Raw genomic sequence first — 13,190 nt, 5'->3', positions numbered from 1 at the left:
ACCGGCTCGATTTCGTGAGCGGCCTGGATGTATCGCCGGAATTTTAGCGGCTCCGCATTTTGCAATGTATTCCGGACGATGAGACCTATCACCGGCTGCATGGCGGGCTCCGGATACTCGCTTTGCGTCTATCTCGATCAACGTTTGAGCGTCCGGTCTTTTTGACGCAGCTTTTGCTTAATCGATTTTAGGGGTTTTCCTTAATCGATTGTAGCCACCGGCCGGCTTTGCGCACGCCTTGCCTTTCGCAGTGCAGCATCATATCGCTCGAACCGGAACGGGCGGAGCCGAGGCCATGGGCTTCGCCGGCCTGCAATCTGCGACCGTTGGAGGGCGAGCATGACCAAGTGGGTTTACACCTTCGGCGATGGCGCCGCTGAGGGCCGTGCCGGCGACCGCAATCTTCTCGGCGGCAAGGGCGCCAACCTGGCCGAGATGTGCAGCCTCGGCCTGCCGGTGCCACCGGGCTTCACCATCACCACCGAGGTGTGCAATGCCTTTTACGCCAACGGCCGCACCTATCCGTCGAAGCTGGAGGCGGATGTTGCGGTTGCGCTCGACCATATCGGCCGGCTGACCGGCCGCCGCTTCGGCGATCCGTCGAAACTGCTCCTGGTGTCGGTGCGCTCCGGCGCCCGCGCCTCCATGCCAGGCATGATGGACACCGTCCTCAATCTCGGCCTCAACGACGAGACGGTCGAGGCGCTCGCCGGCGATTCCGGCGATGCCCGCTTCGCTTATGACAGCTACCGCCGCTTCATCCAGATGTATTCGGACGTCGTCATGGGGCTCGACCACGAGGTTTTCGAGGAAATCCTGGAGGATGAGAAGGCAAACCTCGGCCATGAGCTCGACACCGAGCTGACGGCGCTCGAATGGCAGGGCGTGATCGCGCACTACAAGGCCAAGGTCGAGGAGGAACTCGGCAAGCCGTTTCCGCAGGACCCGCACGAGCAGCTCTGGGGCGCTATCGGCGCTGTGTTCTCCAGCTGGATGAACAACCGTGCCATCACCTACCGCCGCTTGCACGACATTCCCGAGAGCTGGGGCACGGCGGTCAATGTCCAGGCCATGGTGTTCGGCAATATGGGCGATACGTCCGCCACCGGCGTCGCCTTCACCCGCAATCCGTCGACCGGCGAAAAGCAGCTCTACGGCGAGTTCCTGGTCAACGCCCAGGGCGAGGATGTCGTCGCTGGCATCCGCACGCCGCAGAACATCACCGAGGCGGCGCGCATCGCCGCCGGTTCCGACAAGCCATCGCTGCAGAAGCTGATGCCGGATGCCTTCCAGGCTTTCGTCGACATCTCCGACCGCCTGGAGAAGCACTACCGCGACATGCAGGATCTCGAATTCACCATCGAGCGCGGCAAGCTTTGGATGCTGCAGACCAGGTCCGGCAAGCGCACGGCCAAGGCAGCGCTCAGGATTGCCGTCGAGATGGCGAAGGACAAGCTGATCACCAGGGAAGAAGCGGTCGCCCGCATCGATCCCGCCTCGCTCGACCAGCTCCTGCACCCGACCATCGACCCCAAGGCCGCGCGCGACGTCATCGGCGTCGGCCTGCCGGCCTCGCCGGGTGCGGCCACCGGCGAGATCGTCTTTTCCTCGGGCGATGCGGAGGATGCCAAGGCGCAAGGCCGCAAGGCGATCCTGGTGCGCATCGAGACCAGCCCGGAAGACATCCACGGCATGCATGCGGCCGAAGGCATCCTCACCACGCGCGGCGGCATGACCAGCCATGCCGCCGTTGTGGCGCGCGGCATGGGCAAGCCCTGCGTGTCGGGCGCCGGCTCGCTGCGCGTCGACTACAAGGCCGGCACGCTGATGGCGATGGGCCAGACCTTCCGCAAGGGCGACATCATCACCATTGACGGTGCCAACGGCCAGGTGCTGAAGGGCGTCGTGCCGATGCTGCAGCCGGAACTGTCGGGCGATTTCGCCGCCATCATGGAATGGGCCGACGCCACGCGCCGCATGAAGGTGCGCACCAATGCCGAAACGCCGCTCGATGCGCGCATGGCGCGCTCCTTCGGCGCCGAAGGCATCGGGCTCTGTCGCACTGAGCACATGTTCTTCGACGGCGACCGTATCGTCGCCATGCGCGAGATGATCCTGGCCGACACGGAAAAGGACCGTCGCGTCGCCCTTGCCAAGCTGTTGCCGATGCAGCGCTCGGATTTCCTCGAACTGTTCGAGATCATGGCCGGCCTGCCGGTGACGATCCGCCTGCTCGATCCGCCGCTGCACGAGTTCCTGCCGAAGACGGAAGCGGAGCTCGCCGAAGTCGCCGCTGCCATGAAGGTCTCGCCCGACAAGCTCAGGCAGCGCACCGAGGCCCTGCACGAGTTCAACCCGATGCTCGGCCATCGCGGCTGCCGCCTGGCCGTCTCCTATCCCGAGATCGCCGAAATGCAGGCCCGAGCCATTTTCGAGGCGGCCGTCCAGGCGGGCCAGAAGGCCGGCGCCCTGGTGGTGCCTGAGATCATGGTGCCGCTGGTCGGCATCGTGAAGGAACTCGACTACGTCAAGGCGCGCATCGACGCCGTCGCGGCAAGCGTCATGGAAGAGAGCGGCATCAAGATCGACTATCTGACCGGGACGATGATTGAGCTCCCCCGCGCGGCCATCCGCGCCCATGCCATCGCCGAGGCGGCCGAATTCTTCTCCTTCGGCACCAACGATCTCACCCAGACCACATTCGGCATCTCGCGCGACGACGCGGCCTCCTTCCTGGAGACCTACCGGCAGAAGGGCATCATCGAGCAGGATCCGTTCGTGTCGCTCGACATAGAGGGCGTCGGCGAATTGGTGCGCATGGCGGCCGAAAAGGGCCGGGCGACGCGGCCCGGGATCAAGCTCGGCATCTGCGGCGAGCATGGTGGCGATCCCTCGTCAATCCGCTTCTGCGAAGAGGTCGGCCTCGACTATGTGTCGTGCTCGCCCTACCGCGTACCGATTGCCAGGCTGGCAGCGGCGCAGGCCGCGGTGCAGGTGGCAAAGGCAGCAGCATCGCGCGGCTGATCCTTTTCGGTCGCGGCCAAGCAGACTCCGGAAAATTGTCCTACGGTTTTCCGACGAGGATCCGCGACAAAACAGAGGCCTAAGCGGAGCATTCGCTGGCTTGCCAAGGAATGCCCTGCTTAGCCGATCGGTGCCCGCCGATGGGCCCTCCGCCTTACGGTTTTGTAAGCAAACTCACGCGAACGTGCGCGTGGCGGCTCCCAATCTCGACATCGTTTCCGCCCAGTCTCCAGGGTCTCCGATCCCCCCCGGTGCCCGAGACAGATGTTGCAGATTTCCCCCGCCCCCTTCCGCTCGATCCTCATCCTCCAGACCAAGTTCATCGGCGACCTCGTTCTCGCCTCCGCGCTGGCCAGGAACCTCCAGCTCGGATATCCGGGCGTCAGGATCGTATTCCTTTGCGAGGCGCGTTTCGCCAGCTTCCTTACGGCTCACGGCATCGCGTCCGACGTCGTCACGTTCCGGCGCGCCATGATGCGCGGGTCGCCGATGCAGCGGGGGCGTGAGCTGTTATCGATGGTGCGCAGGCTGCGCCGGTACCGCTTCGACATGACGATCGACCTGAGCGATTCGAAGACCTCGCGGATCGTCAGCAACCTCGTCAACGCCTCGATCCGGGTCGGCTACCATCCGTCCGAGAGGCCCTTGCGCTGGCACGAGCGTCAGCCCGCCAACGTTCGCGCCAAGCCGTTCGGCTTCGGCGAACAGCACTATCTCTACCGCTATCTTTCACCGCTCGAGGCGCTTGGCGTCGATCTGCGCGTGAGAGCGCCGTCCATCCGCCCGCTGCCTTTGGAGACGGCGCGCGCGCTTGCGTTGCTGGACAAGTACCAGCTGAGGCGAAACGGCTTTGTCGCGGTGCATGCCGGAGCGAGCTTCCTTGGCCGGCGCTGGCAGCCGGAACGTTTTGCCGCCGTCATCGACGAGATCGCGCACGAGACCGGCCTGGACTTCGTGCTGGTCGGCGGCCCGGACGAGCACAAGCCCGCCGACGAGATTGCCGCGCGGACCGCCTCGCCGGTCGTCAATTTTGTCGGGGCGCTTTCGCTCGAAACCCTGCTGGCGCTGCTGAAGGAGGCGCGGCTTTTCCTTGGCAATGAAAGCGGCCCCATGCACATGGCCGCCGCAGCGGGAACTCCGGTCGTCGGTCTCTACGGGCTGACCAACCCGATCCGCTGGGGCCCGGTCGGCGTGCCGAGCATCTCGCTGCAGCCCTCCATGCCGTGCGAATGCGTGGCGAGCGACTTCTGCAAGCGGACGGATCCGAGCAAGGCATGCTGCGTCTGGCGCCTGGAGGTTGGGCCTGTCGCCGAGGCTGTGCGCGAGATCCTCGCTCTGACCGAAAAGCAGACCGAACACACGCTTTCGCGCTACGCCTGAAGCAGCAGACAAATTGTCGCGACACCGTTCTTCGCGTAGGCGCCGTCCCGATTTTTGCCTTGATGCGGGTCTTCTGGATGGTATTGCAACCACCCAGCTTTGGAATAATCGACCATGCGTCTGCTGCGGAAACATCTTTGCGCGATCGCGCTCTCGGTCTGCGCTGTGTCCGCAGGGCACGCCGCGCCGCTGGTCGAGCCGACGCTGCATCTGAAGCCGCAGGCCGCCGGCAGCGGCCGCGTCGCGCTGACGCTCGACGCCTGCGGAGGCCAGACCGACACGCGCATCCTCTCGGCGCTTGTCGACAACAGGATCCCGGCCACGATTTTCGTCACCGGCATCTGGCTGAAGCGCAACGCGGCCGCCGTTGAGATCATGCGCGCTCATCCGGACCTGTTCGAACTGGAGAACCATGGCGGCCGCCATATCCCGGCGGTCGACACGCCGCGGAAGATCTACGGCATCCGCAGCGCCGGCAGCCCGGATGCCGTGCTGGCGGAGGTCGAATCGGGTGCCGCGGCGCTCGCAGGGACCGGCGAACCGGCGCCGAAATGGTTTCGCGGCGCCACCGCCGAATACAGCCCCTCGGCCATCGCCATGATCCGCAAGCTCGGCTTCAAGGTCGCCGGCTTCTCGATCAACGGCGACGGCGGTTCGCTGCTGGGCGCCAGGGAAACCGCCCGGCGCATCGGTGCCGCCAAGGATGGCGACGTCATCATTGCCCATATCAACCAGCCGACCCATGCCGCCGGCGAGGGCGTGGTGCAGGGGCTGCTGGCGCTCAAGCAAAAGGGCCTGACCTTCGTGCGGCTCGACGATGCCGACGGCATAGGCAACGACGGCACCACGGATTAGCTAGCCAACACCGTCATCCCAGCCGGTGCGAAGCTCCGTCGCGGAGACGAAGCGACCTTCGCTGGGATCCTCAGGCCGGCGTGGCTTCGATCGTCACCTTGCTGGAGTAGAAGGCGGCGTGATCGAGAATCTCCGTCATCTCGTCGAAGGGCTGCTCATAGGCCCACATTGCGTCCTTGCCGGTCTCTTCGGCCGGCAGAACGCTCCAATAGCTGGCATCGCCTTTGTAGGGACAGTGCGTCGAGTGACCGGTCTTGGCCAACTGGCCGAAATCGATGTCAGCAAACGGAATGTAGAAGACCGCAGGATAGGGCGGCTCCGACAGAAGCTTCGCTCTTGTCGACGAGGCGATGACCGTTTCGCCGGCGCGCACGGTGACGGTACCGCGATAAGGCTCGATGGTGATGACCTTGTCAGGATTGCGCAGGAAGCCGGGAGCTGGGTTGGCGATCTGGTCCATTGGCGGGTTTTCCTTGTCCGGTTGAGAGGTCGCCCGCAATAGGTGTGTCGGACAGACGGCTGGCGCAAGGCCGAGCCCATGCCTTGGCGGCGTTCAAACCGACCCTTTCGCCGGAATTGTCAGGCAGCCGTCTGGAACACGTCCATCAGTCCGGCATAGGCGGCGGCGATGCCGGCCACCGGATTGGTGCTCCTTGACGCGGTCTCGACCTTCAGCGCGCCGCCGACGGTCGGCAAGGTGAGCAGCAGGAACTGGCGATTGCCGCCGTCGCCGACGCAAGCGGCCGCGACATGCTGGGCTTCATCGCCGTTCTGGACGCACATCTTGAACAGCAGCGTGCCGCCGACCGCCTCCAGGGCGCCACCGACAACTTCGACGAATTCATCTTCGGAAACGGTTTTGGCGTCCGGCACCAAATCGGTCAGACTTTCGGCAAGCGTATTTTCGAGGGCCAAGTCTTCGAGAGCCAGGTCTTCGGGAGCCTTGTCATCGAGCTGCGTGTCCATGCGAACCTCTTTCATTCGCCAATCGCACCCACAGCCCGTTAACGAAACTTAACGCCGACGATGGCCGGATTGTGGCGGTTTCCGCAGGGGCTTCAAGGAATGCACCGCTTTCAGCGCTAACGGCTGGACAATCCGCCGGTTCGTCCCACAATGGCGCAAAAAGATCGCCGGAAGCGCAGGGGAGGAACAAATGCTTGGACTGATGCAGGAATGGCCGCTGCTTTGCCACAAGCTGATCGACAACGCCGAGCGGCAGCATGGCGGACGCGAGATCGTGTCGCGCTCGATCGAGGGGCCGATCGTGCGCACCACCTATGCCGACATCCACCTTCGTGCGTTGAAAGTCGCGCAGCGGCTGGAGCGGGACGGCTTCAAGCTCGGCGACCGCATCGCCACGCTCGCCTGGAACACGGCGCGCCACATCGAGGCCTGGTACGGCATCATGGGCATCGGCGCGATCTATCACACGCTCAATCCGCGTCTCTTTCCCGAACAGATCGCCTGGATCATGAACAACGCCGAAGACAGGGCGATCTTCGTCGACCTGACCTTCGTGCCGCTGCTGGAAAAGATGGCCGGCGCGGTCAAATCGCTGAAAAAAATCATCGTACTGACCGACAGGGCGCATATGCCGGAGACGGCGCTGCCGAACGCGGTTGCCTATGAGGAATGGCTGGCCGAAGCCGACGGCGCCTTCGCCTGGAAGACCTTCGACGAGAACACCGCCGCCGGCATGTGCTACACCTCGGGCACCACGGGTGATCCCAAGGGCGTGCTCTACAGTCACCGTTCCAACGTGCTGCACGCCATGATCGCCGCGATGCCCGACGCCATGGGCATTTCAGCCCGCGACGTCATCCTGCCGGTCGTGCCGATGTTCCATGCCAATGCCTGGGGCCTTGGCCAGAGCGCGCCGATGATCGGCGCCAAGCTGGTCATGCCCGGCTGCAAGATGGACGGCGCCTCGATCTATGAACTGCTCGATACCGAGAAGGTGACCTTCAGCGCCGCCGTGCCGACGGTGTGGATGATGCTGCTGCAATATCTGGAGGAGACCGGCAGCAAACTTCCCCATCTGCAGAAGGTCGTCATCGGCGGCTCGTCCTGCCCGCGCGCCATCACCCAGAAATTCCAGGACAATTACGATGTCCAGGTCATCCACGCCTGGGGCATGACCGAGATGTCGCCGCTCGGCACGCTGTGCACCATGAAGCCGGAATATGCCGCGCTGAAGGGCGACGCCAGGCTCGATATCCAGGGCAAACAGGGCTATCCGCCCTTCGGTGTCGAAATGAAGATAACGGACGACGACAACAATGCGCTGCCCTGGGACGGCAAGACCTTCGGCCGGCTGAAGGTGCGCGGCCCGGCCATTGCCCGCGCCTACTATGGCGGCGTCGGTGCCGAGCAGTTCGACGCCGAAGGCTGGTTCGACACCGGCGACGTCGCCCATATCGATGCCGGCGGCTACATGCAGATCACCGACCGCGCCAAGGACGTCATCAAGTCCGGCGGCGAATGGATCTCGACCATCGATCTCGAAAACCTCGCTGTCGGCCATCCCGATGTCGCCGAGGCGGCGGCAATCGGCGTTCCGCACTCGAAATGGGGCGAGCGGCCCCTGCTGGTCATCGTGCGCAAGCCGGGCAAGGAGCCGAGCAAGAGCGACATCTTGACCTTCATGGACGGCAAGGTGGCCAAGTGGTGGATGCCCGACGACGTCGCCTTCGTCGGCGAAATCCCCCATACCGCCACCGGCAAGATCCAGAAAATCACCTTGCGCGAGCAATTCAGGGACTATCGCTTGCCGACGGATTGACGGGATGTGCGTTTTTGAGGCTTCTGGCAGCCGTCAAAAAACTCTAGGTACCGTTCGGGTTGGTGCGGCGGATAATGGTTGTTGTTGCTGAACGGCAGACGTCGAGCGCCGCCGGCTGGTCGCGGCGGACTGCGGCTTTTTCGGTCGTCCTGCTCCTGACGGTGCTTGTCGGCCATCGTCTCGACCTCGTCGAAACGCCTGTATTCCTTTGGGTTCTGGCGATCGTCGCGCTGCTCGCCGCCTTCGCGCTGCTGTTTGCCGGATTCGCCTTGTCGAGGCTGTGGAACTTCGGCGATCGCGGCGGGCGCGATCTCTCGGTCGGCGCGCTGCTGGCGCTTCTGGTGCTTGCTCCCTTCGGCGTCGCCGCCTACTGGGCGACGACCTCGCCGCCGCTCAGGGACATTTCGACCGATCTCGACGATCCACCGGTGCTCGACACGTCGGACCGGACGGCGGACATGAATATGCTTTCGCCGCCCACGCCTGGCGAGCAGCGGCTGCAAGGCGATGCCTATCCGCTGGTCACCGGCCGCAGCTACAATCTGCCGTTCGAAACTGTAGTCGATGCCGTGGAAACCGTGCTCGACCGGCGCGACTGGCAGCTTAAGGGGCCGTATCCCGAAACCGACGGCCAAAGCGAGGTGACGATCAACGCGCTGGCCAGGAGTTTCGTGCTGAGCTTGCCGGCCGATGTCGCGATCCGCATCGCCGATGACGGTGACACTGTCATCGTCGACATGCGTTCGGCCTCCCGTTACGGCCGCTACGACCTCGGCGACAATGCCGCCCGTATCGTCGATTTCCTCGGCGAACTCGACCAGGAGGTGGCCGGGCAGGTAGGGCCTGCGCCGGCCGAGTGAGCTTCAGGCCGCCGGCCTGAAGACGCCGTCGATGGCCGGGTCGCCGTCGGTGGCGACGAGGCCTCGCGCCACCAGATCCTCCAGATGCGCCAGCACCGACAGGCCGGCGGCGCCGTGCAGGCGCGGGTCAGTGTCGCGATAGATCGCCGCCACCATCTCCTTGATCGTACGGTCGCCGCCGCGGATGCGCTCCAGGATCGCCCGCTCGCGCATCCTGCGATGCGTCTTCAGTCCGCGCATGAAGCTGCGCGGCCTGGTCACCGGCCCACCATGGCCGGGCAGCAGCACGTGGTCGTCGCGCGCGATCAACTTGTCGAGCGAGCCCATATAGTCGGCCATGGCGCCGTCGGGCGGCGCCACGATGGAGGTCGCCCAGGCCATGACATGGTCGGCGGAAAACAGAATGCCGGTCCCCTCGAGCGCGAACGCCGCGTGGTTGGCGGCATGCCCCGGCGTCAATACCGTCCTGATGCCCCAGCCGTCGCCCTGGACCAGCGCACCGTCGGCGAGCGCGGTATCCGGAACGAAAGCCGTGTCGGCGCTGGCATCGAGCGGATTGACCTCGCCGATTCGCAAGGGCCGCGCCGGGCGGTGCGGGCCTTCGGCAAGCACGGCCGCCCCAGTGCGCTCTTTCAGCCGCGCCGCCAGCGGGGAATGGTCGCGATGCGTATGGCTGACGAAGATATGGCTGACCGGCCTGCCGCCGATCGCCTCGATCAGGGCCTGGAGATGGGCGTTGTCATCCGGTCCCGGATCGATCACCGCCAGCGTCTCGCGGCCTACCAGGTAGCTGTTGGTTCCGTGAAAGGTGAACGGACTGGGGTTTCTGGCGGTAAGGCGTTGCACGTCCGGTGCGACGCTCACCGCCTTGCCGTAGGCGGCATCGAAACGCGTGTCGAACTTGAGGGCCATGAGGGGCGCGAAGCTCCGTTCCGTGAGACGGCAAAAGCAATTGCCGCATAACACGGAAGCCAATATAGGAAAACGCGAGGCCGCGTGTCGGCGGCAGCTTAAATGGGGATCACCATGGCACTTGCAGCAACGATGCGTCCGCTTGTTTCTCTGGCACTGCCTGAAAAGGGCGCGGCGCGGCTGGCGACGCAGATCCTGCTGGCGATCGCCGGAACGCTGCTGCTCACCTTGTCGGCAAAGACGAAGGTGGTGCTTGGGCCGGTCGACATCTCGCTGCAGACGCTCGCTGTGCTACTGATCGCGTCGGCGTACGGCCTGCGCCTCGGCGTCGCCACCTTGCTTCTCTACATGGCCGAGGGCGCCATGGGCTTCCCGGTCTTCCAGGGCACGCCCGAAAAAGGCATCGGTATCGCCTATATGCTCGGCTCCACCGGCGGCTATCTTGCCGGCTTCGTCGTCATGGCCGCGATCGTAGGCTGGGCCGCCGATCGCGGCTGGGACCGTCATCCGGTCAAGCTCTTCAATGCCATGCTGGTCGCCGAAGTCATCATGATGGCCATGGGCTTTGCCTGGCTGGCAATGCTGATCGGCCCGGAAAAGTCCTGGCAGTTCGGCGTTTTGCCGTTCATCGTCGGCGACCTGATCAAGGTGGCGCTCGCCGCGACCCTGGTGCCTGCGGCCTGGTCGCTGCTCAAGCGCGCCTGACACCAATCAAGGTGAAACGAGCCGGCTGGCAGTCGCTGCCCGCCGGCTTTTTCATGCCGTCGCCAAACGACGCTGGAAATAGGCGACCGTTTGCCTCAGGCCGTCTTCCAGACTGATCCGCGGCCGCCATCCGAGCGCCGCCCGCATGAGCGAAATGTCCGGGCATCTTTGTCTGGGGTCGTCCGAAGGCAAGGGCCGGAACTCCAGCTTGGAGCCGCCGCCGACAAGCCGAAGCACATGTTCGGCCAGTTCGATCATCGTCACCTCATGCGGGTTGCCGATATTGGCCGGGCCCGTGAAATCGGCGGGCGATGCCATGAGCCTCAGCAGGCCATCGACGAGATCGTCGACATAGCAGAAACTGCGTGTCTGGCTGCCGGTGCCGTAGATTGTCAACGGCTCGCCACGGATCGCCTGGACGATGAAATTGCTGACGACGCGCCCATCGTCCGGGTGCATGTTCGGGCCATAGGTGTTGAAGATGCGCGCCACCTTGATCTCGGTGCGGGCCTCGCGCCAGTAGTCGAAGAACAGCGTTTCGGCGCAGCGCTTGCCTTCATTGTAGCAACTGCGCGTGCCGATCGGGTTTACCCGCCCCCAATAGGTTTCCGGCTGTGGATGGACTTCTGGGTCGCCATAGACCTCCGAAGTGGAGGCCTGCAGGATCCGCGTGCCTCGAGATCTGGCGAGATCGAGCATATTGATGGCGCCGAGTACGTTGGTCCTCGTCGTACGGATCGGGTCGTTCTGATAGTGGATGGGCGCTGCCGGTGAAGCAAGATGGTAGATGCCGTCGACGTCCAGGTCGAGCGGCAGCGTCACGTCATGCTCGATCAGCTCGAAAGCCGGAACTGCCAGAAGCTGACGGATATTGTCCCTGGATCCGGTGCTGAAATTGTCGGCGCAGACCACTTGATGTCCAAGCTCGACAAGCCTGCCGCACAGATGCGATCCGAGAAAGCCGGCGCCGCCGGTGACGAGAAGTCTGGCCATGGGATTTCCGTTTTCGCGGCCGGTCCGTTGCTGTTTAGCACCGGATTGCGATTTGCCAACCGACAAACCTCGCGCCGCCGGTCTGATTGTCGTGGCGCGCGCGACCGGGTGTCCACGGGCCGGGTCGGTCGGAGGAATGGCAGCCTGGCGCCGACGGCCATCGAGATTGACAAGCCATCGTGCGAAACCTTAGCACGGTGGTGCCGAAGGGGGTTCGGCGAGGCAAGGAGGATCTGTTGAAGGGAATTATCCTTGCGGGAGGCAACGGGGTCCGTCTCTATCCGCTGACGCTGGCCGTGTCCAAGCAGATACTCCCGATATACAACAAGCCGATGATCTACTATCCGCTGAGCGTGCTGATGCTCGCGGGAATCCGCCAGGTCCTCATCATCTCAACCCCGCGTGACCTGCCGGCATTCCAGCAGTTGCTGGGCGATGGCTCGGAGTTCGGGCTCGACGTTTCCTATGCCCAGCAGCCCCACCCCAATGGACTTGCCGAAGCCTTCATCATCGGTCGCGACTTCATCGGCAAGGACAACGTGTCGATGATTCTTGGCGACAACCTCTACTTCGGCGAAGGCCTGTCGCAGCTCTGCCGCATGGCGGCGAAGCGCGAACGTGGCGCCTCGGTGTTCGCCTACCGTGTCGAGGATCCGGAGCGCTATGGCGTGGTCTCGTTCGACAAGGCCAGCGGCAAGGCTCTGACGATCGAGGAAAAGCCGCAACTGCCCAAGTCCAGTTGGGCCATTACCGGCCTCTATTTCTACGACAACGACGTCGTCGACATCGCGTCGACCATCCGTCCGTCGAAGCGCGGCGAACTCGAGATCACGGCGGTCAACAATGTCTATCTCGAACGCGGCCAGTTGCAGGTGCATCAGCTCGGCCGCGGCTATGCCTGGCTCGATACCGGCACACATGACAGCCTGCATGAGGCGGCGTCCTTCGTGCGCACCATCGAGCATCGCCAGGGCATCAAGGTGGCTTGCCCGGAGGAGATCGCCTTCGAGCAGGGTTGGCTGACGGCCGACAAGGTTCTTGAACGCGCCGCCCGCCTTGGCCAGAACGAATACGCCGCCTATTTGCGCAGGCGCGTCAGCGAGTTGTCGGAGAACTAGGGTGCTGGAGATCATCCCACTCGGCCTCGACGGCGTGCTGGAGATCGTCCCGAAGCGTTTTCACGACGCTCGCGGCTATTTCGTCGAGGACTGGAACGCCAAGCGCTTCGCCGAGGCCGGCATCGATCTCCGTTTCGTGCAGGACAACCGCTCCTATTCCGCCGCCGCCGGTGTGATGCGGGGGCTTCACTACCAGCTGCCGCCGCGCGCCCAGGAGAAGCTGGTGCGCGTCGGCAGAGGCAGGATCCTCGACGTCACCGTCGACATCCGCCGCGGCTCGAAGAGCTTTGGCAAATGGGCCGCCGTCGAACTGTCGAGCGAGAAAGGCAATCAAGTCCTGGTGCCGAAAGGTTTCGCGCATGGGTTCGTCACGCTCGTGCCGGATACCGAGGTTCTGTATAAGGTGACCGACATTTATTCGCCTGCCGATCAGCGGTCGATCCGGTTCGACGACCCCGCCATCGGCATCGAATGGCCGGCAATGGCGGGCGGGTTCCAGCTTTCGGACAAGGACCTCGAGGCGCCGGTGCTTGCCGCCGCGGAGGTGTTTGCGTGAGG

12 protein-coding genes are annotated in these 13,190 nt (G+C 64.2%); 8 read left to right on the top strand and 4 right to left on the bottom strand.

The genetic code is table 11. The features are described 5' to 3' along the window. Positions 1-339 precede the first annotated feature (339 nt). From ppdK to JG743_RS24920, 3 genes are all read left to right on the top strand, one after another. Complete coding sequence (ppdK, locus tag JG743_RS24930; protein ID WP_202293512.1) at positions 340-3,024, top strand: pyruvate, phosphate dikinase; 2,685 nt, start codon at positions 340-342, stop codon at positions 3,022-3,024. Positions 3,025-3,288: 264 nt separating this feature from the next. Further along, complete coding sequence (locus JG743_RS24925; RefSeq protein ID WP_202293510.1) at positions 3,289-4,404, top strand: glycosyltransferase family 9 protein; 1,116 nt, start codon at positions 3,289-3,291, stop codon at positions 4,402-4,404. Between the two features lie 114 nt (positions 4,405-4,518). Next, positions 4,519-5,259, top strand: coding sequence for a polysaccharide deacetylase family protein (locus JG743_RS24920; protein ID WP_202293508.1), 741 nt, complete (start codon positions 4,519-4,521; stop codon positions 5,257-5,259). A 70-nt stretch (positions 5,260-5,329) separates the two neighbouring features. On the opposite strand, the gene JG743_RS24915 is transcribed toward JG743_RS24920, so the two are convergent. Together JG743_RS24915 and JG743_RS24910 are read right to left on the bottom strand one after the other, a co-directional pair. Next, positions 5,330-5,719 (bottom strand): DUF427 domain-containing protein, encoded by a 390-nt coding sequence (locus JG743_RS24915; protein ID WP_202293506.1) that lies wholly within the window; start codon positions 5,717-5,719, stop codon positions 5,330-5,332. A 119-nt stretch (positions 5,720-5,838) separates the two neighbouring features. Then, positions 5,839-6,225: a hypothetical protein gene (locus JG743_RS24910; RefSeq protein ID WP_202293505.1), complete on the bottom strand. Its 387-nt coding sequence runs from the start codon at positions 6,223-6,225 to the stop codon at positions 5,839-5,841. A 190-nt stretch (positions 6,226-6,415) separates the two neighbouring features. Here JG743_RS24910 and JG743_RS24905 point away from each other — a divergent pair, with 190 nt between their 5' ends. Together JG743_RS24905 and JG743_RS24900 are read left to right on the top strand one after the other, a co-directional pair. Next, complete coding sequence (locus JG743_RS24905) at positions 6,416-8,044, top strand: fatty-acid--CoA ligase (protein WP_202293503.1); 1,629 nt, start codon at positions 6,416-6,418, stop codon at positions 8,042-8,044. 74 nt (positions 8,045-8,118) lie between these two features. Next, positions 8,119-8,904: a DUF1499 domain-containing protein gene (locus JG743_RS24900; RefSeq protein WP_202293501.1), complete on the top strand. Its 786-nt coding sequence runs from the start codon at positions 8,119-8,121 to the stop codon at positions 8,902-8,904. Positions 8,905-8,907: 3 nt separating this feature from the next. On the opposite strand, the gene JG743_RS24895 is transcribed toward JG743_RS24900, so the two are convergent. Then, positions 8,908-9,816 carry an MBL fold metallo-hydrolase gene (locus tag JG743_RS24895; RefSeq protein ID WP_202293499.1) on the bottom strand — a complete coding sequence of 303 codons (909 nt, stop codon included), beginning with the start codon at positions 9,814-9,816 and terminating at the stop codon, positions 8,908-8,910. Between the two features lie 114 nt (positions 9,817-9,930). Here JG743_RS24895 and JG743_RS24890 point away from each other — a divergent pair, with 114 nt between their 5' ends. Continuing rightward, positions 9,931-10,521, top strand: a complete 591-nt coding sequence (locus JG743_RS24890) for a biotin transporter BioY (protein ID WP_202293497.1) — start codon at positions 9,931-9,933, stop codon at positions 10,519-10,521. A 51-nt stretch (positions 10,522-10,572) separates the two neighbouring features. Here the strand turns inward: JG743_RS24890 and JG743_RS24885 are convergent, their stop codons facing one another. Further along, complete coding sequence (locus JG743_RS24885; protein ID WP_202293495.1) at positions 10,573-11,514, bottom strand: UDP-glucuronic acid decarboxylase family protein; 942 nt, start codon at positions 11,512-11,514, stop codon at positions 10,573-10,575. A 236-nt stretch (positions 11,515-11,750) separates the two neighbouring features. Between JG743_RS24885 and rfbA the strand changes: the two genes are divergently transcribed. Further along, positions 11,751-12,632, top strand: a complete 882-nt coding sequence (rfbA, locus tag JG743_RS24880) for a glucose-1-phosphate thymidylyltransferase RfbA (RefSeq protein ID WP_202293493.1) — start codon at positions 11,751-11,753, stop codon at positions 12,630-12,632. A 1-nt stretch (position 12,633) separates the two neighbouring features. Further along, the gene (gene rfbC, locus JG743_RS24875; RefSeq protein WP_202293491.1) at positions 12,634-13,188 is read left to right on the top strand and encodes a dTDP-4-dehydrorhamnose 3,5-epimerase; all 555 of its coding nucleotides are present in this window, start codon (positions 12,634-12,636) and stop codon (positions 13,186-13,188) included. The last annotated feature ends 2 nt before the right edge of the window (positions 13,189-13,190 follow it).

Origin of the sequence: Mesorhizobium sp. 131-2-1 (assembly GCF_016756535.1) — a bacterium.
Lineage (GTDB): Bacteria > Pseudomonadota > Alphaproteobacteria > Rhizobiales > Rhizobiaceae > Mesorhizobium.
Note: the sequence above shows the minus strand (reverse complement) of the source record. Positions and strands in the feature narration are given on the sequence as shown.

Bases quoted from the DNA above. Each gene is read 5' to 3' on its own strand.
- ppdK (WP_202293512.1), top strand. From the start codon at position 340: ATGACCAAGTGGGTTTACACCTTCGGCGATGGCGCCGCTGAGGGCCGT.
- JG743_RS24925 (WP_202293510.1), top strand. From the start codon at position 3,289: ATGTTGCAGATTTCCCCCGCCCCCTTCCGCTCGATCCTCATCCTCCAG.
- JG743_RS24920 (WP_202293508.1), top strand. From the start codon at position 4,519: ATGCGTCTGCTGCGGAAACATCTTTGCGCGATCGCGCTCTCGGTCTGC.
- JG743_RS24915 (WP_202293506.1), bottom strand. From the start codon at position 5,719: ATGGACCAGATCGCCAACCCAGCTCCCGGCTTCCTGCGCAATCCTGAC.
- JG743_RS24910 (WP_202293505.1), bottom strand. From the start codon at position 6,225: ATGGACACGCAGCTCGATGACAAGGCTCCCGAAGACCTGGCTCTCGAA.
- JG743_RS24905 (WP_202293503.1), top strand. From the start codon at position 6,416: ATGCTTGGACTGATGCAGGAATGGCCGCTGCTTTGCCACAAGCTGATC.
- JG743_RS24900 (WP_202293501.1), top strand. From the start codon at position 8,119: ATGGTTGTTGTTGCTGAACGGCAGACGTCGAGCGCCGCCGGCTGGTCG.
- JG743_RS24895 (WP_202293499.1), bottom strand. From the start codon at position 9,816: ATGGCCCTCAAGTTCGACACGCGTTTCGATGCCGCCTACGGCAAGGCG.
- JG743_RS24890 (WP_202293497.1), top strand. From the start codon at position 9,931: ATGGCACTTGCAGCAACGATGCGTCCGCTTGTTTCTCTGGCACTGCCT.
- JG743_RS24885 (WP_202293495.1), bottom strand. From the start codon at position 11,514: ATGGCCAGACTTCTCGTCACCGGCGGCGCCGGCTTTCTCGGATCGCAT.